Source organism: Shewanella sp. (genome assembly GCF_013214165.1).
In the GTDB taxonomy this organism is placed as follows: domain Bacteria; phylum Pseudomonadota; class Gammaproteobacteria; order Enterobacterales; family Shewanellaceae; genus Shewanella.
Map to the genome: position 1 here is coordinate 1 of NZ_JABSSM010000040.1, position 20,818 is coordinate 20,818.

Here is a 20,818-nt window from a genome sequence, read left to right on the forward strand (position 1 = left end):
TGATCTGCTTGTTTCCTTGGGTGTGCTGGCTATTCCAATCTCCACTGTCAAAAGTAAATTCCACGTCTATGCTTGATCTGCTTGTTTCCTTGGGTGTGCTGGCTATTCCTGTCTAAAAAGATCTTAAAACTCAGATGACGCGCTGCAGGTAAGGCAAAGACGATGCCAGCAAGCTGGCTATACATTGCAGCTGAGGTGATTTGATATGGGTGATTTGTCTTTTCCCAGCAAGGCGTAGCCTGTCGAGTAGGCGTAGCCGTCCGCGAAGCAATAGGCCCAAGGCCCTCGCCTTAGCTTAATCAGTTAATTCATCAAGGGAACAATTTCACGGAAAGGTTTATTCTGCTGATAGCTTTGTAGTCTTTGCTCGAACTCATCGGAGCGATTTACCATCTTAGAGCTTTTAAGCGCATCAATGGCTTTTTGCTGAGTCTCTACGGCAGAGTTGTAGTCGCCTGTTTCGGCATAGGCTGCAGCCAAGTTATCTAAATTAGTGGGATCTTGGCGATCAGATGCGACTAGGCTGCGAGCAAGTTCGAGCGCCTTGTCTCCATTGCGGTATTTAGCTTCCGGGCAAGTCGCGAGTATCCAGGCGACATTTCCTAGAGAGACTTCATCTCCAACCGAGTTGAAGCGGTCAACGGCTTTACCACAGTTACGCTCAACCCCTTCGCCGCCTGCGGCATAGATGAATCCCAGTCTAAATTGAGCCCATTTATTACCTTGCTCACTCAGCGACAAATACCAACGTTCGGCAGTGATCAGATCACGCTCGATTATATTACCTTCGAATGAAAGGTCTGCTAATGTTTGTTGCGCCTTAGCGTGTCCCTGCTCCGCAGCCGCTGAAATCCACTTTACGCCTTGCAGATGGTCTTGAGAGACGAAACGACCAGACAAGTACATAAGACCGAGTAAAAACTGCGCCTCTTGCTTACCTTGAGTCGCTTTTAGTTGGATATGAGCCACTTTACTCGCCGCAACGGCAGTTTTGGGCTGAGGAATTGAAAATGCATTCGCGGCAGTGCTCGTCACTAATGTAAAAATTAGTGTCAAACTAAGACCAGCGCCTAAAAATAACGGATGATATTTCACTTACAACTCCTATCCTGTGTCACTCGTTTGAACATGTCTAAAAGACCTAATCTTGCTACCACTGTGTATAATCGGCTCAATAATAGAGATGGAACCACCCATGACCATGATGGGTCAAATATTCTTTTCATCGAGTTTAGCCAGATTTACTCACTAAAGTCGAGAAAAATGCAATTTTAGTGGACGCTATAGGGCCTTTTGCCTAACCATAGCTTCAATATCGAACAGAAATTATGGCGTTTTCTACTCGGCTCGAGCCCGTCACTGCGCATTTAGATGCAACGAATTGACATAAATCTCTGACGTATCAGAATGAATGAATATTGTAAGTAAATGACGAAGATTCATTTATCCTAAAGTTAGACCTTTATCGAAGTTTTACAGAATAAACTAGCGTAGACTGCTTATTAATGAAGATTCTTATATTCAAATCAAACAGTCGAGGAACATAGGCATGGCTCTTATTGGTAAGCCAAAACCAGATCCCACTTTGGAATGGTTTTTATCACACTGTCACATTCATAAGTATCCAGCCAAAAGCACCTTGATCCACGCTGGTGAAGAATCTGACACCCTTTACTATATCCTTAAAGGCTCCGTAGCCGTTTTGATCAAGGATGAAGAAGGTAAAGAGATGATCCTCTCTTACCTCAATCAAGGTGACTTCATCGGCGAGCTTGGTTTGTTTGAAGACCAATCTCAGCGTACTGCTTGGGTTCGCGCTAAGCAGCCATGTGAAATTGCTGAGATATCTTACAAAAAGTTTAAGCAACTGATCCAGGTTAATCCTGAAATTCTGATGAAGCTTTCTTCACAGATGGCCTTCCGATTGCACAGCACTAGCCAAAAAGTGGGCGACCTAGCTTTCTTAGACGTTGCTGGAAGAATTGCGCAAACTTTACTTCATCTGGCCAAGCAGCCAGATGCCATGACTCATCCCGATGGCATGCAGATCAAGATCACTCGCCAAGAGATAGGTCAGATTGTGGGTTGTTCTCGTGAGACTGTGGGTCGAATATTAAAAATGCTCGAAGAGCAAAGCCTGATCCAGGCTCACGGTAAAACTATCGTCGTTTACGGTACCCGCTAAGCTAACATTAAGTTAGATTTAAGACAGCTTCGATAAAGTGGCCTGAGTTAATCTCAGGCCACTTTTTTTAGGAGAAATATTAATGACAAGGGCACTGTTCATCCTCCTGTTCGCTCTTGCGACCTATGCGCCTGTATCCGTCCATGGCTCGCCCCTGGTCGAACTTGAACATTATCAGGCAAAACATTTAGTCAGTGCAGGTAAAATCCTATCATTGGATGTCACCCTCTCCAAGATAAAATACATCTGCTACGGCAAGCTCGTCGATGCCCATCTCTATCAAGAGCAAGGAAAATGGCGTTATGATTTGCAAATTAAGGCTCAACGTGGCCAAATCATAGATCTGAGTCTGGATGCAAGCACTGGACAGCCCAATCCTAACAAATCATTGCCAACTGGCTGTAGCGCTTTTGAAGACTAGCAATACACCATTAGCGAAGTGACAGGTTAATATGAAACTACTGCTCGTTGAAGATAATGCACTACTCGTAGAAGAACTTGAGAAACAACTGAAACTCGCCGGATACGTCACCGACGTGACAGACAAGGCCGCTGAAGCGGATTATCTCTTAAAAGAAACCAATTACGATTGCGTGATACTAGACATTGGCCTGCCCGACGGTAATGGTCTAGAACTACTGGAACGCTGGCGTAATGAAGGGATCATGACCCCTGTCATCATGCTCACGGCCCGCAGCCAATGGCATGAGAAGGTCGAAGGCTTTAACGCTGGAGCCGATGACTACCTGGGGAAACCTTTCCATACTCAAGAATTACTCGCACGCATACATGCCCTCATTCAGCGTGCTCATGGAAAAGCCAGCTTACCCACAAAAGAATTAAGCTTTTCCGGCGTCGTTCTCGATGAAAATCAACAATCGGTATCGGTCGAAGGTAAGAGTTTTGAGCTGACAGCGATGGAATTTAGGTTACTTAAAATATTCTTGATGTCACCTAAGAAGCTGCTGTCTAAATCTCAGCTCACCGATAAACTCTATCAATTCGATGACGAGAAAGAGAGTAATGTTGTCGAAGTCTATGTGACTCATCTGCGTAAGAAATTGGGTAAAACTGCTATCGAGACTCGTCGTGGACAAGGATATATCTTCCACGGCATAAGAGAATGATGTCAATCCGCACTAAACTCAGCCTCTGGTTAACGGGTTTAGTCATCATTGCAACAGCCATAGGCATAGCCTTATTCGAGACTATGCTAAGACAAGCATTTCACGACTCGATCATTGCCAGACTGCAGGAAGATTTAGAACAAGTCCAGTTGGCAACTCAGCTTAATAATAACGAACTCACCATAGATCAAAATCAACTTTCAGGATTTTATAAGCCAGTTTTTTCTGGACGTTATTACCAATTAAACTTGCCGGAGCAAGAAATTCGCTCCCGTTCTTTATGGGATCAGAAGTTAAATATCAAACTCTTAGAGAAAGGTGAAAGCCGGGTATGGCAATCTAAGGGACCACAAAATCATGATATTCAGCTGCTGTCACTGGGATTAAGCTCAGATTCACTCAATGTCGATGCAACCCTAACTGTCGCCCAAGACCTGAGCATAGGACGTAAAATTTTCACCCAAATATATGGTAGTAAGCTAGGGGTTAACTTAGCCATGTTACTCACCATGATAGCCGGTATTTTTCTGGTACTCAGGCAGTCTTTCAAACCGATCAACCAGATTCAACAAGCCCTGTCTAAGCTCAGAGAGGGGGAGATCACCTCATTAGAAGTCAGGAATATCCCCCCCGAACTGCAAGATCTGGCTGCTACATATAATGATCTTCTCGAATATTCCAGGAAACAGATCGAACGCAGTCGCAACAACATAGGTAATCTAAGTCATGGTCTTAAAACCCCATTAGCCGTGATGCAACAACAAGTTGAGGCCCTGGGACTGAAAGATCCAGATACCGCAATAGCACTGCAGAATCAGCTCGATCTGGTGCATAAGATGATTGAGCGTAAGCTAGCTGCGGCCAGGATCACCGGAGATATGTTGCCCGCAGCCCAGATGCAGCTACCTAAAGATATTGAAGATTTATGTAATACACTCAGCAAGGTTCACTTTAATAAACGTCTGCTCTGTAATATCGACATTCCTGAGCACATCACTCGATTACCTCTGCACAGGGAAGATGGTATGGAGCTGATTGGCAATCTGCTCGATAATGCACATAAATGGGCCAATGACCGAGTAGATATTCGCGCCAAGCTAGAAGAAGAGGCTATAATTCTGATCATCGAGGACGATGGGTCTGGCGTCGCCAGTGAAGAGCTTAAGCTACTCACGAACCGTGGCAGACGGTTAGACGAGGCGACCATAGGACATGGCCTTGGACTCTCTATCGTAAAAGACATAGCCGAGCAATATAAGATTAAGCTGACGTTCGCCCGTAGCGACTTAGGCGGCTTAAAAATTTGCTTACGCTTTAAAGGATAAGCCGGAACTCAGTTCCGACTTTTTAACGACTACACTTGCCTGAATATCTGCCTAATTAGCAAAATATCGTCTAGCTTACGTTAGTACTCTCGAAAATCTTATCCGCAGAAGCTGCCACAAAGCCAGTATAAATACTTCCATCAGCTTTAGGGTAACGCAGTGCAAATTCATAAAAACAGCTGGGGATCTCTTTCTCGGCGTCTGTAAAGCTAACAGAGATACGGTCAGCCATAGTCGAAGATTGCTCCAGTAGCACCTCGGCAGAGCCTTTCACTTCACCGCCGGCTGAATTTAACACAAAATCCCCTTGTTTAAGGGTCTCATTCACATCTAGGATATTGCTGTATCCAGGCAAGTGGTTGATCGATATTGTGAAATGGTTAGCTCTATAACCAAAAGCAGCCACCCAGGCAGCATACTCACTCTCGGCAAGTAAAGCCTCGTAGGTCTTGGAGTCCAGCTGCCAGTGACGTCCTGAATAAAGGAAGTCATCGGCCTTAGTCGCTGCCACATCAATCTGCTCAACCAAACCCTTGATGGTGTCTTGTAGCTCAGGGCTAAATTCTTCGACTAATAATTCAGAGATAAACACCTTAGGCTGCGTCGCATCCGGATGTTCAAAATGCTTAGCTTTGAGGTTTTTAGCCTCGAAATGATAATCACCCGAGTCGACATAACCCAGAGACTCGAAGTGAGCCGCCAATACCTTTAAGTTCACCTTCTCAATATTAAAGGTACGTAGGGCAATGTGATCGTTGATGATGGCCTCACCTTTAGAAAGCAGTTGACGAACGGGCTCTGCCGAAGGCGTCATCTCAATATAGTCATTCCAAAGGTTGTCAAATAGCTGGTTAATATCTGTGTGCATCAATTTCTTCCTTAACGGCATCGTGTCTCCAGCCACCAAGAGCTAGGCTTGGGTTCTGGTCTTGTTCCTATCACGATATAAGTACAGCGAGAGAATAGCGCTCTGGCCTGTCAAACATTTCTGTACATAAAAAAGGGAAACACTTTCAAGGTGTTTCCCATCGTTTCATTATAAACTTAGAGACTCAAGCCTGGACTCAAGTTAGCAGGGAGACTGACAACATCGGCCTCCACCGAGGAAACGGGGTAAGAACAGTAGTCGGCCGCATAAAATGCGCTCGCTCTGTGGTTCCCCGAAGCGCCAACACCACCGAATGGTGCAGCACCGGAAGCACCGGTTATCTGCTTATTCCAGTTAACGATACCAGCACGAATACGTGCTAGGAAATAATCATAATCCTCACGGCTATCGGCAAGAATCCCCGCAGACAGACCATAACGAGTGTTGTTAGCTAACTTGATAGCCTCATCGAAATCGCTGTAACGGACCACTTGTAGCAGCGGACCGAAATACTCTTCATCCGGCAGCTCGATGACGTTAGTAACATCGATCAAACCCGGAGACACTAGACCAGTACCAGCTTCTAGACGAGTAAGTTCCACCAGAGACTCGCCACCTAAGTTAAGCAAGTTACGCTGAGCTTCAACCATGCCTTTAGCGGCAATTTCTGAGATCATAGATCCCATGAATGGCTGTGGCTGCGCGTTCCAGGCAGCCACTTTAATCTGCTTAACTGCACTAGTGAGCTGTTCGAGTAAGGCATCACCTTGTGCGCCTTTCTCTACATACAGACGACGTGCACAGGTACAACGTTGACCCGATGAGATATAGGCAGACTGAATGATGTCGTGTACAGCTGCCTTGGTATTTTCAACACCTTTAACGATAAGCGGATTATTTCCCCCCATCTCCAGCGCTAAAATTTTGCCAGGTTCACCGGCATACTGCTGGTGCAAGATATGTCCAGTACGTGAACTACCGGTAAAGAACAGACCATCGATCTGTGGATGAGCGGCTAACGCTTTACCCGTTTCAATTTCGCCTTGAACCAGATTAATCACGCCAACAGGCAGTCCGGCTTTTTCCCATAGCTTGAGCATAAGCTCGGCAACTTTGGGAGTGAGTTCCGATGGCTTAAAGATCACAGTATTACCCGCGAGTAGCGCAGGAACGATATGACCGTTTGGCAGATGGCCAGGGAAGTTATATGGACCAAATACCGCCACCACACCGTGAGGCTTGTGACGCAGTACCGCGCGTCCTGCCGGGATATCACTCTCAGTATAACCGGTTCGTTTGTGATAAGCGGCGACTGAAAGCCCTATCTTACCTATCATGGCACCCGCTTCGGTAGCAGTTTCCCACTGAGGCTTGCCAGTCTCCTGGGCGATAACTTCGGCGATTTCGGCCTTGTGCTCTTCAAGTTGAGTGCGATAAGCCTCTACAATGGCAAGACGAGCATCGAAACCTAACATAAACCAATCGAACTGAGCATCACGCGCGGCATCGACTGCGGTATTAACTTGCTCTGGAGTCGCAGTTTTACTGCTCCAGATAACTTCATTGTTTGCTGGGTTTTTAGATGTCACGTCGTGACCTAAGCCTGCAACCCATTGGCCTTTAATAAATTGAGTCATTATTTCTTCCTACATAGCCAATACACGGATCTGCTCACCCTCTGACAGCAATAATCCTGCTGCGAGTTCGGGTGAAACAGTAACCACATCGCTATCTTCTGTGAGCAGAAGCTTAGCCGAGGTGGCTCGGTAATTCGCTAATTGAGTATTTGATATGATAAAACTGAAATCAGATTCTGGAGCATCGCCAATCGTGATCGTCAGTAAGCGGCTTTCTCTTACCGAACGAATATCAGCCAAGTTACACTCGACCGTGGGTCCGCCGTCAAAAATATCCACATAACCACGACATCTGAAACCTTCAGCCTGAAGCAGATTTAGCGCCGGACGGGTGCTGGCATGCACCTCACCGATCACCTTCTGCGCTTCTTCGGGTAACAAGCACACATACACGGCATTTTTAGGCATCATCTCAGCCATGAAGGCTTTCTGCCCCAGTCCAGAAAGATAATCGGCCTCGACAAAATCTATGCCTAGGAAGTGCTTCTGCAGCCAGTCATAGAAGGGAGAGTTCCCCGCCTCATCACTTTCTCCGCGCATCTCGGCGATCACAGTATCGCCGAAGCGATCTGCGTGCTGGGCTAAGAATAGGAAGCGGCTACGGGACAACATTCTGCCATTGTTATTTTTACGATAGCTATCACGCAGGAACAGGGTACATAGCTCGGCAGCACCGGTATAGTCGTGGCATAAGGTTAAGGTTTCCACCTCGTTTCTCACGTCGATCTGCTCGGAGTGATACACCTCAGTGCCTAAACGATAGTGGTAAAACGCATCTTCCATGCCAACAGCAGCCTCGAGACCACAAGTGCCGACGACTTCGCCAGACTCAGTATCTTCGAGTACCATCAGGTAACCTTCATCGAAAGGTTTATCGACCTGCTTTTGAAACGAAGCCTCTACACGAGCAATCTTGCTCCTGAGTAGATCTTCGTTAACAGGCAAGGAAGTAAAACCATGACCGGATTCTTCGGCTATTTGATAAAGCGCTTCAAAGTCGCTAGATCGGATAGGACGTATGATTAACATCTCTGTGTCTCCTCGCTCTTGCTCGTCTCTCAACCGCTTACGTATCTTTAGCATGAGTATCTATTAAGACAAGCAGCTAACGGCTAAGGTTCAAGTATTGCCAATGACCAAAAAGCGAGAGATATAATACCCCTCGCTCATTCAGTTAATTAGCCTGCAACTACATTAGCAACTGCACGTTCAAAACGCGCAAGACCTTCGGCGATATCTGCCTCAGGAATGACTAATGAAGGAGTGAAACGAATAACATTTACGCCAGCAATCAGGCTCATCAAACCTTCTGCAGTAGCGGCTACCAAGAAGTCTTTGGCACGTCCCTGGTATTTATCATTGAGTACGGCACCGAGCAGTAGACCTTGACCACGCACTTCGGTGAACACCTCGTACTTGTCGTTTATCTTCGTTAGTCCATCACGCAGTAACTGCTCACGCATTTTAACGCCTGCCAATACTTCCGGAGTGTTAACCACATCCAAAACCGCATTAGCGACAGCACAAGCCAGCGGATTGCCACCATAGGTAGAACCATGAGTGCCTATCTTAAGATGAGCGGCAATCTCTTTAGTGGTCAGCATAGCCGCGATGGGGAAACCGCCACCTAAGGCTTTCGCCGTGGTCAATACATCAGGTACCACGTCACCACGCATATAGGCGTATAACTCACCTAAACGGCCAACACCCGTTTGCACTTCATCGAATACCAGCAGTGCATTGTGCTTATCACACAGGGCACGTACGGCTGTTAGGAATTCTGGATCCGCGTCTACGATCCCACCTTCTCCTTGAAGAGGCTCCATCATGATGGCGCAGGTCTTATCTGAGATAACCGCTTCTAGCGCCGCAATGTCGTTGAATGGTACGTGAGTAATGCCCTGCGGCTTAGGACCAAAGCCATCTGAATACGCGGCCTGACCACCGACACTGACAGTGAAGAACGTACGACCGTGGAATGCCTTGTCAAAGGCGATGATCTGGTCTTTCTGTGCGCCAAACTTATCCATGGCATAACGTCGAACAAGTTTTAAAGCCGCTTCGTTCGCTTCTGCACCTGAGTTGGCGAAATATACCTGATCGGCAAAGGTCGCATTAACTAACTTAGTCGCGAGTTCCAGTGCAGGCTCGTTAGTCATGACATTAGATAGATGCCAAATCTTTTCACCTTGCTCTTTCAATGCACCAACAAGGGCTGGATGACAGTGGCCTAGGCAGTTAACGGCAATACCGCCAGCAAAATCGATGAACTCTCTACCTTCTTGATCCCAGACTCGGCTGCCTTCACCGCGGACAGGGATAACTGCCGAGGGCGCATAGTTAGGCACCATGACTTCATCAAATTGGGCTCTTGTCAGTGTGTTGTTGACGCTCATACCTTCTCATCCTTTATTATCGTTAATGGCTCTGTAAGCCACTATTGCCGCCTTATTATCATTAGAAAACTCTGACTGGCGGTACAGGTTTACATTGCTTAAGAGTCATTAATAGCGAAAATGTGATCAAAATACCAGTTTCTTACATTCATCATAGACGAGCTTCACATATTTAATGCATAAAGATTGGCCTTTAAGAATTATACAAGCGTTTATAGCGGGGGTTTACAGCATAACTAGTCATAAAAAAAGTTATTAGCGCCCGAAACAGCTAATTATTCACCATAAACGCATAGTTAACCGAACCATAACTGCATTTAACAGTCAGGTAATTGCATATTGATTATAAATGACTCACTCATAGTTAGCGGATAACGCTTGGCAGTAAGATACTGAAGAAATACCTCTGGAACGGTGATTTGCTCAACATTAGCAGAATTTGACTCGGTGCTAGATGATGTTGAGCTTCTTGTAATTCTGTCCCTGGAGGCGAATGACCTCTTGCTCAGATAACTCGTAATAGTCAAACATCATCCGCTTCTCTCGAGGCTCAATTTGACGCAACTCTTCCAATAAGACCACCTTAGCGTAGCAATTGGCTCGGGCAACCATGGCTGCATCCTCGGAAAGATCTTTATAACTCAAATTATTATCTAGCTCGGCTAAGACTTTAGTCATGGCACTGTCTTTGAAATCGAGATGATGAAGCAGCTGCCAATTGAGCTTACTGCCATGTTTCAGCACTAGGTCGTAGACGCTCTCTGCAGGGAACTCAGTTGCCACAACCGCATCGTACACGTCTCTATCCCTACAGCCACTGGCCTCTCTTTGCCAGGTTACCCAAATCTGTTCAAACAGCTTAGCGCTATTTTTCAGCACCACAGAAGGGCCAAGCTGACTGAGTAAGGTACAGGTATAGACAAAGGAGCCGTCTTGCTGGTGTAATTTTGCCAAGGCCTGAGCGGCAATAGCACTCACGACCGAGTAGCGCCACAGCTTACGAGTGGTCCAGAGTAAGTTGGCATGACCGCTAGGTAACCAATGTCTAATACAAAAATAAGGGATCAGTAGCTTAATATTTTCGATGCCGATAAAGTTAACCACTAACTTAATATCGGTGACTTTGACATCCGATTGCTGGAGGCGATGATGACGAAATGAGGCACTGTTCACCAAATGAATGAGATCTCGAACTAACCATGACAGCCCTTGGATCAAGGAGGTGAGTCGATTAATATCGACGTTTTCACCTTGCAACAGCTCTAACATCAACAACTGATTTTCATTGATGCCTGAATGCTTTAACAAGTGTTCAGGAGAGCAAAGCCTATGCTCTACCGCATTAATAACCGTATTGATAAGTTGTGCCGATACCGCATCAAAAACCAGCTTCGTCTGGTTCTGCTTAGCTAACCGCTTAAAAACCGCCTCTCTCTCGATAGCCAATTTGTTGGCATCATTTTCAAGCTCGGCATCGAGCTCATCAAACATGGAGTTCGATTGCTGTTTACCGACAATGAGTTGGTGATACAAACGTTGTTCAATCTCAATAATTATTCCTGGCCTCACACCACCGGCTACCGATATCGCCACGTTTAGCTACTTCCTCACAAAAAACCATATAGTTAAAACTTAACATAAATCTAATTAATTTAGCATAAGTTACAGAGAAGTAACTGTATTTCAATACATTTAGCTTTGCCAATAAGCCGTTAATCTTGGCTAGTTACCAAACACTTAATTAGTGCCACATAAAAAAACGGCCTCAAAGAAGAGGCCGGTAAAATGATGCTAGTTAAGATTATTTAAGTTCTTGCTCGAATAGCTTATAGATACGGCGGTACTCATCTAGCCAGCTCGATGGCTGTTTGAAGCCATGGGGCTCCACCGGATAGATAGCCGTTTCAAACATGGGCTTCTCAAGTTCAATCAAACGTTGCACTAGACGTACGCTATCCTGGAAGAAGACATTGTCATCGAGTACACCTGACATGATCAGCAGCGGCTTCTCCAGGCCTTGAGCGTGCTCAATGGGAGAGCTACGTTCATAGGCAATGGCATCGACGTCTGGCGTATTTAAGATATTTGACGTGTAGGCCGCATTATAGTGAGCCCAATCGGTCACAGGTCGCAGCGCTGCACCAGCTTGGAATAATTCCGGCTCATTGAACATGGCCATAAATGTCAAGAAGCCACCATAAGAGCCGCCATAGGTTCCTACTCTGCCCACATCAACATGGGTATTGGCCACCATCCAGCTCACACCATCTTTATTATCTTCCACTTCGGGGTAACCCATGTTGCGATAAACCGCGGTACGCCAATCACGGCCATAACCTTTAGAACCGCGAAAATCCATATCCATTACCACATAACCTTGCTGAGTGAGCAGGTTATGGAACATAAACTCTCGAAAATAACCGGAAAATCCGTAGTGGGCATTTTGCAAATATCCGGCACCGTGATTGAAAATCACCGCTGGGTACTTTTCAGCTCGAGACTTATCATAACCTTGTGGCAGATATACACGGGCATATACATCACCCGCTCCATGGCTGGAAGGGACGGCAACCACTTCGGGAGCCTGCCAAGGATAATTCTTAAATGCCTCGCTGGTATAATGAGTTAACTGCTTACGATCGCCACCAATCACTCTTACAAACAGCTCAGCGGGTTCGGTGCGACGAGAAGCATTGAGCAACAGGCTATTGCCGTCGGGGCTAAGTTTATAATCGAGCTGGCCATCCCACTGAGTCAGCTGCTCATCTTTACCCGTGGCAATATTGACACGATAAACATTATCTATGCCAGGATGCGCCTTATTCGCCTTGTAATAGATAAACTCGGCCTTGGGGCCTAAGGTGACACTGCTAACCACAAACTCACCCTGAGTTAGAGGTTCGGCTTCCTTCCCTTGCTGTTTTAGATAAATATGAGAGTAACCCGTCTCTTCCGATAGATAATAAAGAGAATCTGTACCCGTGACCCAAGCAAACTGATTGAAGGTATAATTGACCCAGGCATTGTCATGAAGTCTGTGCTCCGTCTTCAATGAGCCTTTACCCATATCAAGGCTAGCAATCCACCTGTCTTTATTATCGATGGCTTCGAGCATGATAGCAACACCATTACCCGAACTCTGCCACTGGACCGCACTCTGTGACCAGCCCCAGTCTTGCATCAACTGGATCTTGCGCGGCGTCTGCTCACTCTTATAAGACTCACCTTTCGCCTCAGCATTTTCGCGCTTTACGTTAGCCAGTACGTCTGCATCGAAACCGGTTAACCCTTCGATGGTAATGTCTTGCTTAATGTGAGTGTCCAGATCCAACAACACCAATCTCTCTCCCGGAGGATTATCCTCTGCGACACGCGATCTTGCCGGGACAGCGTCCACATACCCGGCTTTACCTAGATAATTAGGCATGATGTCGTGCTCGCTTCGCCAGCTGTAGTCCTTGTCGATCAGAGACAAGAGCACATAGCGCCCATCGGGAGAAAGGCTTAAGTAGGACACGACTTCCTGGTCGCCTAAGTACCAGGTCTTAGATGCCATGCTTGGGTCGACCTTGTTGAGCGCTTCCTTGTATGCTTGCTTCTTTTGGGCCTTATCTTGCTGCAGAGCAACGTATTGAATCAACCTATGCTGCTGCTTGGCGATAAAGGTCTCAGGCTGTTGCACGCCTTTTGGCTCAGGCGCCATGTTAATGTTAGCAATTTGCTCCAACATTCCGCTGTCTTGATGAATGCGAAATATCTGTGTCCCTTGCCAGAAAGCCAGGTCGCCACCATCGAGGAAGCGCACTCCATCGACGTGAGTGTTCTGCCTGGTTAACTGAGAGATTTTTCCCGAGGCCAGCTCCTTAACGAACAGGTTACCTTGATAGATATAGGCTTTACGCCTTGTCTCACTGTCAAAAACGCCATCTTGCTGATCCGCAACATGAAGCTGATTTAGCGATAACTGGGAAGCAAGGGCTTGATCCACGCCTTGATTGTAATAGTCTCTGATAGGTGAAGCATGTGCTTGACGGGCAAAATACACTGACTGGCTATCATCACTCCAATAAGCTCCCTTGGCGAGCAGCCCCATCCAATCAGGATCTGCCATGATCTGCTTCAGAGTGAGTAGCTCATCGACTTTAGGAGGTGTGGCAAGAGCCGGACTGACCAAGGCTTGATTCACTTGGGCAAGAGACTGAATATTAGAGTTAGAGTCTGATACCGCACAACCACTTAAACTAGCCATGGTGAGTACACTAAGAGCTGAATTTCGCAGCAAACCTGTCATTATCCTTCCTTCTGTTATCTCAATGATCCTGACTCGCCACTTTAGCAAGCCATACTTGGTCATTGATATTATTTTGCGAATATTTATATCACAAAAGGGATAAGGATTAGTTAAGATTTTTAAGAAAACTTGTAACGAGCTAACAAGTCTTGCTTTGAGTACCTAGATCGAGGAAATTCTGTAATAGCTCCAGTCCCTGCTCGGTGAGCACAGATTCAGGGTGAAACTGCACACCCAATATAGGCAGGCTTTTATGACTCATAGCCATGATCTCTCTTCCATGCACGGGATCATCGAACCAGGCATCTAAGAAGAAATCCGTGGGTATAGTGTCAACAATCAATGAGTGATAACGTGTCACTGTGAGTGGTTCGTTCAGGGAGGAAAACAGACGGGTATTAGTATGGTTAATCAGACTCGTCTTACCATGCATGACTCGCTGAGCCCGAATAACCTTGGCACCGAATACCTGAGCGATAGCCTGATGGCCAAGACAAACCCCCAAGATGGGCAGTTTTCCCGCAAAATGCTCGATAGCAGCAAGAGATATCCCCGCTTCATTCGGTGTACACGGCCCCGGAGAGATAACCAAATATGCAGGTTGTAACGTCTCTATCTCTTCCAAGGTGATCTCATCGTTACGCTTAACCAAGATCTCTTGACCTAGCTGCTGAAAGTACTGCACTAGATTAAAAGTAAAAGAATCGTAGTTATCGATCATCAACAACATGGAACAGGTTTTCCTAACAATGAACGCCGGCGCAGATGCTATCACAGGCTCAAATAATAAAAAAGCCAGTCATATGACTGGCTTTAGTGATTCATCTGTAAGCATTACTTAACAAGTGTCAGATGACCTCGACGCTTAGACTCTGGGTCTGGCGACGTTTTAACTGAGGCAGAGTCGACCGCAGGAGTCTCACTTGATGAAGACTCGACAGACGATAACTCGCGCTTGGTATCAGTTAATTTTGCTTGTTCAGGCTTCACCACAGAGAGACCAGCAGCTTCAGCCTCAGCCTCGACTTGATAAGCATCTTCCATATCGAAGACAGTCCCGGCACCATTCTCTCTCGCATATATGGCTACTATCGCAGCCATAGGCAAGATAACTTGCTGAGGAACACCACCAAAGCGAGCATTAAACTCAATAAAATCGTGACCTATCTGCAAGTTACTCACAGCTGTCGATGTTATATTGAGAACAATCTGACCATCTTTCACATATTGTTGTGGAACCTGAGTCCCAGGCACAAACGCGTCAACGACGACATGTGGGGTAAGATCATTGTCCATCAACCAATCATAATATGCTTGTAACAAGTATGGCCGATTTGGTGTCATAGGCTTCATTAGATACCCATGCGCATTTCGCGCTCGGTCTCTGTAAGCGAAGCTTTAAATGATTCACGATCGAATAGACGTGTCATATAAGCTTTTACTTCTTTAGCCGCACGGTTATCGAGTTCGATACCCAGTACAGGCAGGCGCCATAATAGTGGGCCCAAATAACAATCGGCCAGGCCGAACTCTTCTGCCATGAAGTAAGGCATCTCGGTAAATACCGGTGCAATTGCAGTTAAGCTTTCCTGCAACTCTTTACGAGCCGCATCGGCACGATCGCCACTTCTGATACGATCGACTAGCGAATACCAGTCATTTTCGATTCTGTGCATCATCAGACGAGTCTGACCACGAGAGACCGGGTATACAGGCATGAGAGGTGGATGTGGGAAACGCTCATCCAGATACTCCATGATGATACGTGAGTTATAAAGTACTAATTCACGATCGACCAGAGTAGGTACTGTATTGTATGGGTTTAGCTCGATCAGATCTTCAGGCATCTCACTTGGATCCGCCTCCAGCACATCGACAGTGACTCCTTTCTCAGCCAAGACGATACGAACTTGGTGACTATAGAGATCGTCAGCACCTGAATACAGGGTCATGATTGAGCGTTTGTTGGCAGCAACAGCCATTGATACCCTCCGAATTTATAAGGCAAAAGCAAAAAACAGAAAGCAAACGAGGGGCTATGCCCCTCGTTTACAGTATGCGGATGGTACATTCTAACCGTTAAAGGGGTTAGTGTACATCTCTCCAGTATTCTTTCTTCAACAAGTAAGCCAGAACGAAGAAGATAGACAGGAAGCCCATCACCCACCAACCTAAGCTTTCACGTTCAAGTTTTACGGGATCTCCTGAGTAAACCAGGAAGCCTGTGATATCACGAACCACCTGATCATACTCTTCGGCATTCAAAGAACCACCCGTTGCGACTAAGGTTGTGACTTCAGTCCCATCTTCGTGCTTAACGACTTCTTTCACCGGAACCCCTTGAAGGTGCTCCAGCACATGAGGCATACCCACTGACGGGAACACGGTATTGTTCACCCCAAATGGACGATTCTCATCTTTATAGAAACCTTTAAGGTAGGTGTAGATCCAATCTTCACCACGAACACGAGCAACCAGAGTGAGATCCGGTGGCGAAGCACCAAACCACTTAGCCGCAGCATCTTCTGGGATCGCATTTTGCATCAAGTCGCCAGGCCTAGAATCTTCGTCGAACATGTATTTTTCACGCATGTCGTCGAGAGAAATGTCTAGGTCATCGGCTACTCGGTTGTATCTCTGATACTGAGTGCTATGACAACCCGCACAGTTATGCTGGAACAGGTCAAGACCACGTTGCAATGACTCAGTGTCATTGAGATCTATGTTGGCACTCTCTAGATGTACCGACGACCCCGAAGCAAATGCTAGTGTTGGAACTAAGGTAACTAATGCAATAATTAATTTTTTCATTAGTGAGTCAACCTCTCAGGTACAGGTTTGGTCTTCTCGTTCTTACTGTAGAGCCACAAGAAGAAGAAGAAACCGAAGTAAGTCAGAGTAAATACACGAGCCGCTATCGTTAGCTCAGGTGTAGCCGGAACCGCACCTAAATAACCAAGTATGATGAATGAAACGGCAAACTGACCTAGGTTCAGCTTATGTGTCAGACTACGGTAACGCACAGACTTCACCTTACAACGATCTAACCAAGGCAGTACGAACAGTACAGCAATCGCCAGTCCCATGCCGATAACGCCGATCAATTTATCGGGAATCGCACGCAATATCGCGTAGAAAGGTGTGAAATACCAAACCGGTGCAATATGCTCTGGTGTCTTCATCGAGTTAGCCGCTTCGAAGTTAGGCCCTTCGAGGAAGTAACCGCCACCTTCAGGCATGAAGAAGAGGACATAACAGAAGATTAGCAGGAAGCCTGCGGTACCAAATATGTCTTTAACTGTGTAGTAAGGGTGGAATGGGATACCATCGACAGGCCATCCATTTTCATCCTTATTCTGCTTGATCTCGATACCATCGGGGTTGTTTGAACCCACTTCGTGCAAGGCAATCAAGTGCAGGAACACAAGCACAACTAAGACCAGAGGCAGTGCAATGACATGCAGAGCGAAGAAACGGTTCAGCGTCGCGCCGGAGACAACAAAGTCACCCCGTATCCACAGAGTTAGGTCATCTCCAATAAAAGGAATGGCACCGAACAATGAGATAATAACCTGAGCGCCCCAATATGACATCTGTCCCCATGGCAACAGATAGCCCATGAACGCTTCAGCCATTAGCACGAGGAAGATAAGCATACCGAATAACCAAAGTAGCTCTCTTGGCTTCTGGTAAGATCCGTAAATAAGACCACGGAACATATGCAAGTAAATCACCACGAAGAATGCCGAGGCACCGGTGGAGTGCATATAGCGCAGCAACCAGCCATACTCAACATCACGCATGATGTATTCGATTGACGCGAATGCGCCTTCTGCAGTTGGCACATAGTTCATTGTCAGCCAGATACCTGTCAGTAACTGGTTAACCAGAACCAGCATGGCAAGTGAGCCGAAGAAGTACCAAAAGTTAAAGTTTGTTGGTGTCGCATATTGACCCACATGACGGTTATAAGTCGCCGTCATCGGGATGCGAGCATCGATCCAATCAACTAGATTCTTAATCATTACGCTGCTCCTTGATCGACACCGATGATGACATTGCCTTCATCGATATACTGATGTGGTGGAACAACTAAGTTTAACGGCGCTGGCACACCTTGGAAGACGCGACCAGCCAAATCAAACTTAGAACCATGACACGGACAATAGAAGCCTGAAGGAACACCCTCAACCTGCTCACTGAACGTATCTGGTAGATAGGTAGGAGAACAACCTAGGTGAGTACAGAGTCCCACCGCGATAAAATACTCCGGATTGATCGAACGAACCGCATTTTGAGCATAAGGAGGCTGTTGCTCTTCTGCCGAAGCTGGATCGCGGAGTTGACTGTCGAGTGTGGCAAGATTGGTTAAAATCTCTTTAGTACGACGTACCACCCAAACAGGTTTTCCACGCCATTCAACACGAATTAACTGACCTGGCTCTACTTTACTGATATTTACTTCAACCGGTGCACCTGCAGCTTTCGCTTTGGCACTCGGATTCCATGACTTTATAAAAGGAACCGCTACAGCGACGGCACCTACACCACCTACTACGGCGGTTGCTGCGGTCAGAAATCTGCGACGTCCGGTATCGACTGGCGCATTGCTCATCCACTTATCTCCAGAGAGTGTTGGAATTTTTGTTTTAAATTAATGTTTAAATTGGGGTTTCGCCCAAGACTCAAGAATGAAACTTGAGGCGGGGCTCATTATAGCCAAAAATCAGAAGCAGATCATAGTAAATCCAATAACTAAGTTAACTATGTAAGCAAAATAGCCTTCTCAGGCCATTTAATAGTCATCTAGTTATATAATAAAGATCATATATGCACAGATAAGTGAAAAAAAAGAAATATCATATGATGCTAAATTAGCGACTTGGAAGTTTAAAGCAAAAAAAAGCCCGGCATACGCCGGGCTTTCATCCAAATAGACTTATTTGGCTAAAGGGCTCTTCATATATTTGAAGAAGTCGCTATCAGGCTCAAGTACCATCACATTCGAATCACCTTCGAAACTGGCCTTATAAGCCTCTAAGCTACGCAAGAAGCTATAAAACTCAGGATCTTGGTTAAATGAATCTGCATATATCTTAGCCGCAACTGCATCACCTTCACCTCGAACCTCGAGGGCCTTACGTTGAGCATCGGCTAGCATGATGGTGACCGAAGCGTCAGTCGTCGCCTTGATGATCTCAGATTGCTCCATACCCTGTGCTCTGTGCTCTTTCGCTACCGCAGTACGCTCGGCGCGCATACGTTGATAGATACTCGAACTCACATTAGCCGGTAAGTTAATCTGCTTGACTCGCACATCAACCACTTCGATACCTAAGTCTGCCGCACTCTCGGATGCATTTTTCAATGTATCTTGTTGCAGTTCGTCACGACTTCCAGAGACAATCTCCTTAATCGTGCGAAGACCAAACTCGGTGCGAAGGTCATTACTGATCTTACGCTGTAGTAACGACTCGGCGTTCGCCTTAACACCACCGTTAGTCGACAAGTAGTATTTCTCGAAGTCCTTGATACGCCACTTCACATAGGAGTCGACCATAAGATCTTTCTTCTCTGAAGTCACGAATCTGTCTGGTGCACCATCCAAAGTCTGGATACGTGAATCAAGAAATTTGATCTTATCGATCATAGGGATCTTGATGTGTAAACCAGGCGCATAGATACGAGTGATACCATCATCTTTTAGGATCTTACCGAAACGTGAGACGATCGCTCGCTCACCTTCGTTGACCACTAAAATCGACGACAAGAACACAGCTACTAGCACGGCAGCAATAATCGTAATGAGTCTACCCATGATTAATTCCTCCCCTGACGTTCGCCACGAGTCTGGCGTGTATCCAACGGCACATTATTTTGAGACGCAGAATCATAAGAAGAACTCGTAGTAGCACTAGAGTTTACACTTCTAGGCTTAGTATCTGACTGACTCTTCTGCATCAACTTATCTAACGGAAGATACATCATGTTGTTGCTGTTCTTAGAATCGACTAACACCTTACTGGTGCCACTCAATACAATTTCCATTGCATCTAAGTACAAACGCTCACGAGTCACGTCCGGCGCAGCCTTATATTCAGGTAACAAGAGGTTGAATCGAGCAACTTTACCTCTGGCCTCTAAGACTTCACGTTCTTTATAAGCTTTGGCTTGCTGCTCCAAGCGTTTAACTTGACCACGAGCCTTAGGCTCGATGGCACGGGCATAAGCCTCGGCTTCGCGAATGAACCTTTGTTCATCTTCTTGTGCCGAAATCGCATCATCGAAGGCTGCTTTAACCTCTTCAGGCGGACGTGCAGGCAGGAAGTTCACATCAACAATGCTGATACCTAGCTTATAAGGCTCGATAATACGCTCGACTTCAGCCCAGGTATCATGACGTATCTTGTCTCGGCCCGTAGTCAAGATGTCATCCATCTTGTTATGACCGATCACATAACGTAATGCACTGTCTGTCGCCTCACGCAGGCTCGCGTTTGCATCGACCGCGCTAAACAAGAAACTATACGCATTAGTCACTCGATACTGCACATCCAGCTCAACCAATACCACGTTTTCATCTGCCGTCAGCATGCTGCCTGAGGCGGGAATCGAACGGACAGTACTCACGTTGACAGGGATAACTTCATCGATAAATGTTGCTTTCCATTGAAGGCCAGGTTCGACCTCACCGCTGTACTCACCGAATCTAAGTGCGACACCTTTCTCGGCTTCTTTTATCGTATAGAAACCAGAAAGGCCCCATACGACAACGGCTATGCCCAAGACAATGATCAGACCGAAAGAACTAACTGTAGGCCCCTTACCATTACCTTTACCACCGCCGAAACGCTTCGAAAGATTACGAAAAACTTCATCTAGATCTGGTGGTCCCTTATCGTTACCACTTTTATTTCCCCAAGGGTCTTTATTTCCCTTGTTACCGGGCTCGTTCCAAGCCATTTAGCACTCCATAGGTGTATGAATTA

Annotated in this window: 19 protein-coding genes; 4 read left to right on the forward strand and 15 right to left on the reverse strand. The window is 46.3% G+C overall.

All coding sequences use genetic code 11. The annotated features are described in order from the left end of the window. Positions 1–303: 303 nt before the first annotated feature. Entirely contained in the window at positions 304–1,056 is a 753-nt protein-coding gene (locus tag HRU42_RS12680; RefSeq protein WP_295031659.1) for a sel1 repeat family protein, read from the reverse strand. A gap of 493 nt (positions 1,057–1,549) precedes the next feature. Between HRU42_RS12680 and crp the strand changes: the two genes are divergently transcribed. The 4 genes from crp to HRU42_RS12700 all read left to right on the forward strand — a co-directional run bounded on the left by crp (position 1,550) and on the right by HRU42_RS12700 (position 4,637). Continuing rightward, the gene (gene crp / locus HRU42_RS12685) at positions 1,550–2,185 is read left to right on the forward strand and encodes a cAMP-activated global transcriptional regulator CRP (protein ID WP_295031661.1); all 636 of its coding nucleotides are present in this window, start codon (positions 1,550–1,552) and stop codon (positions 2,183–2,185) included. A gap of 82 nt (positions 2,186–2,267) precedes the next feature. Continuing rightward, on the forward strand, positions 2,268–2,606 hold the full coding sequence (locus HRU42_RS12690) for a hypothetical protein (protein ID WP_295031663.1): 339 nt from the start codon (positions 2,268–2,270) through the stop codon (positions 2,604–2,606). A gap of 31 nt (positions 2,607–2,637) precedes the next feature. Further along, entirely contained in the window at positions 2,638–3,312 is a 675-nt protein-coding gene (locus tag HRU42_RS12695) for a response regulator transcription factor (RefSeq protein WP_295031665.1), read from the forward strand. Then, the gene (locus HRU42_RS12700; RefSeq protein ID WP_295031667.1) at positions 3,309–4,637 is read left to right on the forward strand and encodes an ATP-binding protein; all 1,329 of its coding nucleotides are present in this window, start codon (positions 3,309–3,311) and stop codon (positions 4,635–4,637) included. The genes HRU42_RS12695 and HRU42_RS12700 overlap by 4 nt, the downstream gene beginning before the upstream one ends. A 70-nt stretch (positions 4,638–4,707) precedes the next feature. Here HRU42_RS12700 and HRU42_RS12705 read toward each other — a convergent pair whose 3' ends face one another. The 14 genes from HRU42_RS12705 to hflK form a co-directional block, all read right to left on the reverse strand. After that, positions 4,708–5,505: a DUF1338 domain-containing protein gene (locus HRU42_RS12705; protein WP_295031669.1), complete on the reverse strand. Its 798-nt coding sequence runs from the start codon at positions 5,503–5,505 to the stop codon at positions 4,708–4,710. A gap of 176 nt (positions 5,506–5,681) precedes the next feature. After that, entirely contained in the window at positions 5,682–7,142 is a 1,461-nt protein-coding gene (astD, locus tag HRU42_RS12710; RefSeq protein WP_295031671.1) for a succinylglutamate-semialdehyde dehydrogenase, read from the reverse strand. Positions 7,143–7,151: 9 nt separating this feature from the next. Further along, positions 7,152–8,171 carry an arginine N-succinyltransferase gene (gene astA, locus HRU42_RS12715; RefSeq protein WP_295031673.1) on the reverse strand — a complete coding sequence of 340 codons (1,020 nt, stop codon included), beginning with the start codon at positions 8,169–8,171 and terminating at the stop codon, positions 7,152–7,154. A 149-nt stretch (positions 8,172–8,320) separates the two neighbouring features. Further along, positions 8,321–9,538, reverse strand: coding sequence for an aspartate aminotransferase family protein (locus HRU42_RS12720; RefSeq protein ID WP_295031675.1), 1,218 nt, complete (start codon positions 9,536–9,538; stop codon positions 8,321–8,323). Between the two features lie 450 nt (positions 9,539–9,988). Beyond that, positions 9,989–11,131: an HDOD domain-containing protein gene (locus tag HRU42_RS12725; protein ID WP_295031677.1), complete on the reverse strand. Its 1,143-nt coding sequence runs from the start codon at positions 11,129–11,131 to the stop codon at positions 9,989–9,991. Positions 11,132–11,339: 208 nt separating this feature from the next. Continuing rightward, entirely contained in the window at positions 11,340–13,829 is a 2,490-nt protein-coding gene (locus HRU42_RS12730; protein WP_295031679.1) for a prolyl oligopeptidase family serine peptidase, read from the reverse strand. A 139-nt stretch (positions 13,830–13,968) separates the two neighbouring features. Further along, positions 13,969–14,559: an aminodeoxychorismate/anthranilate synthase component II gene (locus tag HRU42_RS12735; RefSeq protein WP_295031681.1), complete on the reverse strand. Its 591-nt coding sequence runs from the start codon at positions 14,557–14,559 to the stop codon at positions 13,969–13,971. A gap of 104 nt (positions 14,560–14,663) precedes the next feature. After that, positions 14,664–15,182, reverse strand: coding sequence for a ClpXP protease specificity-enhancing factor (locus HRU42_RS12740; protein WP_295031683.1), 519 nt, complete (start codon positions 15,180–15,182; stop codon positions 14,664–14,666). Continuing rightward, a complete protein-coding gene (sspA, locus tag HRU42_RS12745; protein WP_295031685.1) occupies positions 15,182–15,811 on the reverse strand; it encodes a stringent starvation protein SspA in 630 nt (209 codons plus the stop codon). Before sspA ends, HRU42_RS12740 begins: the two co-directional genes overlap by 1 nt. Positions 15,812–15,917: 106 nt before the next feature. Beyond that, entirely contained in the window at positions 15,918–16,640 is a 723-nt protein-coding gene (locus HRU42_RS12750; protein WP_295031687.1) for a cytochrome c1, read from the reverse strand. After that, positions 16,640–17,854, reverse strand: a complete 1,215-nt coding sequence (locus tag HRU42_RS12755) for a cytochrome bc complex cytochrome b subunit (RefSeq protein WP_295031689.1) — start codon at positions 17,852–17,854, stop codon at positions 16,640–16,642. Before HRU42_RS12755 ends, HRU42_RS12750 begins: the two co-directional genes overlap by 1 nt. Then, positions 17,854–18,444, reverse strand: coding sequence for a ubiquinol-cytochrome c reductase iron-sulfur subunit (gene petA, locus HRU42_RS12760; RefSeq protein WP_295031691.1), 591 nt, complete (start codon positions 18,442–18,444; stop codon positions 17,854–17,856). Before petA ends, HRU42_RS12755 begins: the two co-directional genes overlap by 1 nt. Positions 18,445–18,768: 324 nt before the next feature. Beyond that, positions 18,769–19,647, reverse strand: coding sequence for a protease modulator HflC (gene hflC, locus HRU42_RS12765; RefSeq protein WP_295031692.1), 879 nt, complete (start codon positions 19,645–19,647; stop codon positions 18,769–18,771). Between the two features lie 2 nt (positions 19,648–19,649). After that, complete coding sequence (hflK, locus tag HRU42_RS12770; RefSeq protein WP_295031694.1) at positions 19,650–20,792, reverse strand: FtsH protease activity modulator HflK; 1,143 nt, start codon at positions 20,790–20,792, stop codon at positions 19,650–19,652. Between the last annotated feature and the right edge of the window lie 26 nt (positions 20,793–20,818).

What these genes read in the sequence shown, in the direction of transcription:
- crp (WP_295031661.1), top strand. Translation starts at nt 1,550, where the DNA reads ATGGCTCTTATTGGTAAGCCAAAACCAGATCCCACTTTGGAATGGTTT.
- HRU42_RS12690 (WP_295031663.1), top strand. Translation starts at nt 2,268, where the DNA reads ATGACAAGGGCACTGTTCATCCTCCTGTTCGCTCTTGCGACCTATGCG.
- HRU42_RS12695 (WP_295031665.1), top strand. Translation starts at nt 2,638, where the DNA reads ATGAAACTACTGCTCGTTGAAGATAATGCACTACTCGTAGAAGAACTT.
- HRU42_RS12700 (WP_295031667.1), top strand. Translation starts at nt 3,309, where the DNA reads ATGATGTCAATCCGCACTAAACTCAGCCTCTGGTTAACGGGTTTAGTC.
- HRU42_RS12705 (WP_295031669.1), bottom strand. Translation starts at nt 5,505, where the DNA reads ATGCACACAGATATTAACCAGCTATTTGACAACCTTTGGAATGACTAT.
- astD (WP_295031671.1), bottom strand. Translation starts at nt 7,142, where the DNA reads ATGACTCAATTTATTAAAGGCCAATGGGTTGCAGGCTTAGGTCACGAC.
- astA (WP_295031673.1), bottom strand. Translation starts at nt 8,171, where the DNA reads ATGTTAATCATACGTCCTATCCGATCTAGCGACTTTGAAGCGCTTTAT.
- HRU42_RS12720 (WP_295031675.1), bottom strand. Translation starts at nt 9,538, where the DNA reads ATGAGCGTCAACAACACACTGACAAGAGCCCAATTTGATGAAGTCATG.
- HRU42_RS12730 (WP_295031679.1), bottom strand. Translation starts at nt 13,829, where the DNA reads ATGACAGGTTTGCTGCGAAATTCAGCTCTTAGTGTACTCACCATGGCT.
- HRU42_RS12735 (WP_295031681.1), bottom strand. Translation starts at nt 14,559, where the DNA reads ATGTTGTTGATGATCGATAACTACGATTCTTTTACTTTTAATCTAGTG.
- HRU42_RS12740 (WP_295031683.1), bottom strand. Translation starts at nt 15,182, where the DNA reads ATGAAGCCTATGACACCAAATCGGCCATACTTGTTACAAGCATATTAT.
- sspA (WP_295031685.1), bottom strand. Translation starts at nt 15,811, where the DNA reads ATGGCTGTTGCTGCCAACAAACGCTCAATCATGACCCTGTATTCAGGT.
- HRU42_RS12750 (WP_295031687.1), bottom strand. Translation starts at nt 16,640, where the DNA reads ATGAAAAAATTAATTATTGCATTAGTTACCTTAGTTCCAACACTAGCA.
- HRU42_RS12755 (WP_295031689.1), bottom strand. Translation starts at nt 17,854, where the DNA reads ATGATTAAGAATCTAGTTGATTGGATCGATGCTCGCATCCCGATGACG.
- petA (WP_295031691.1), bottom strand. Translation starts at nt 18,444, where the DNA reads ATGAGCAATGCGCCAGTCGATACCGGACGTCGCAGATTTCTGACCGCA.
- hflC (WP_295031692.1), bottom strand. Translation starts at nt 19,647, where the DNA reads ATGGGTAGACTCATTACGATTATTGCTGCCGTGCTAGTAGCTGTGTTC.
- hflK (WP_295031694.1), bottom strand. Translation starts at nt 20,792, where the DNA reads ATGGCTTGGAACGAGCCCGGTAACAAGGGAAATAAAGACCCTTGGGGA.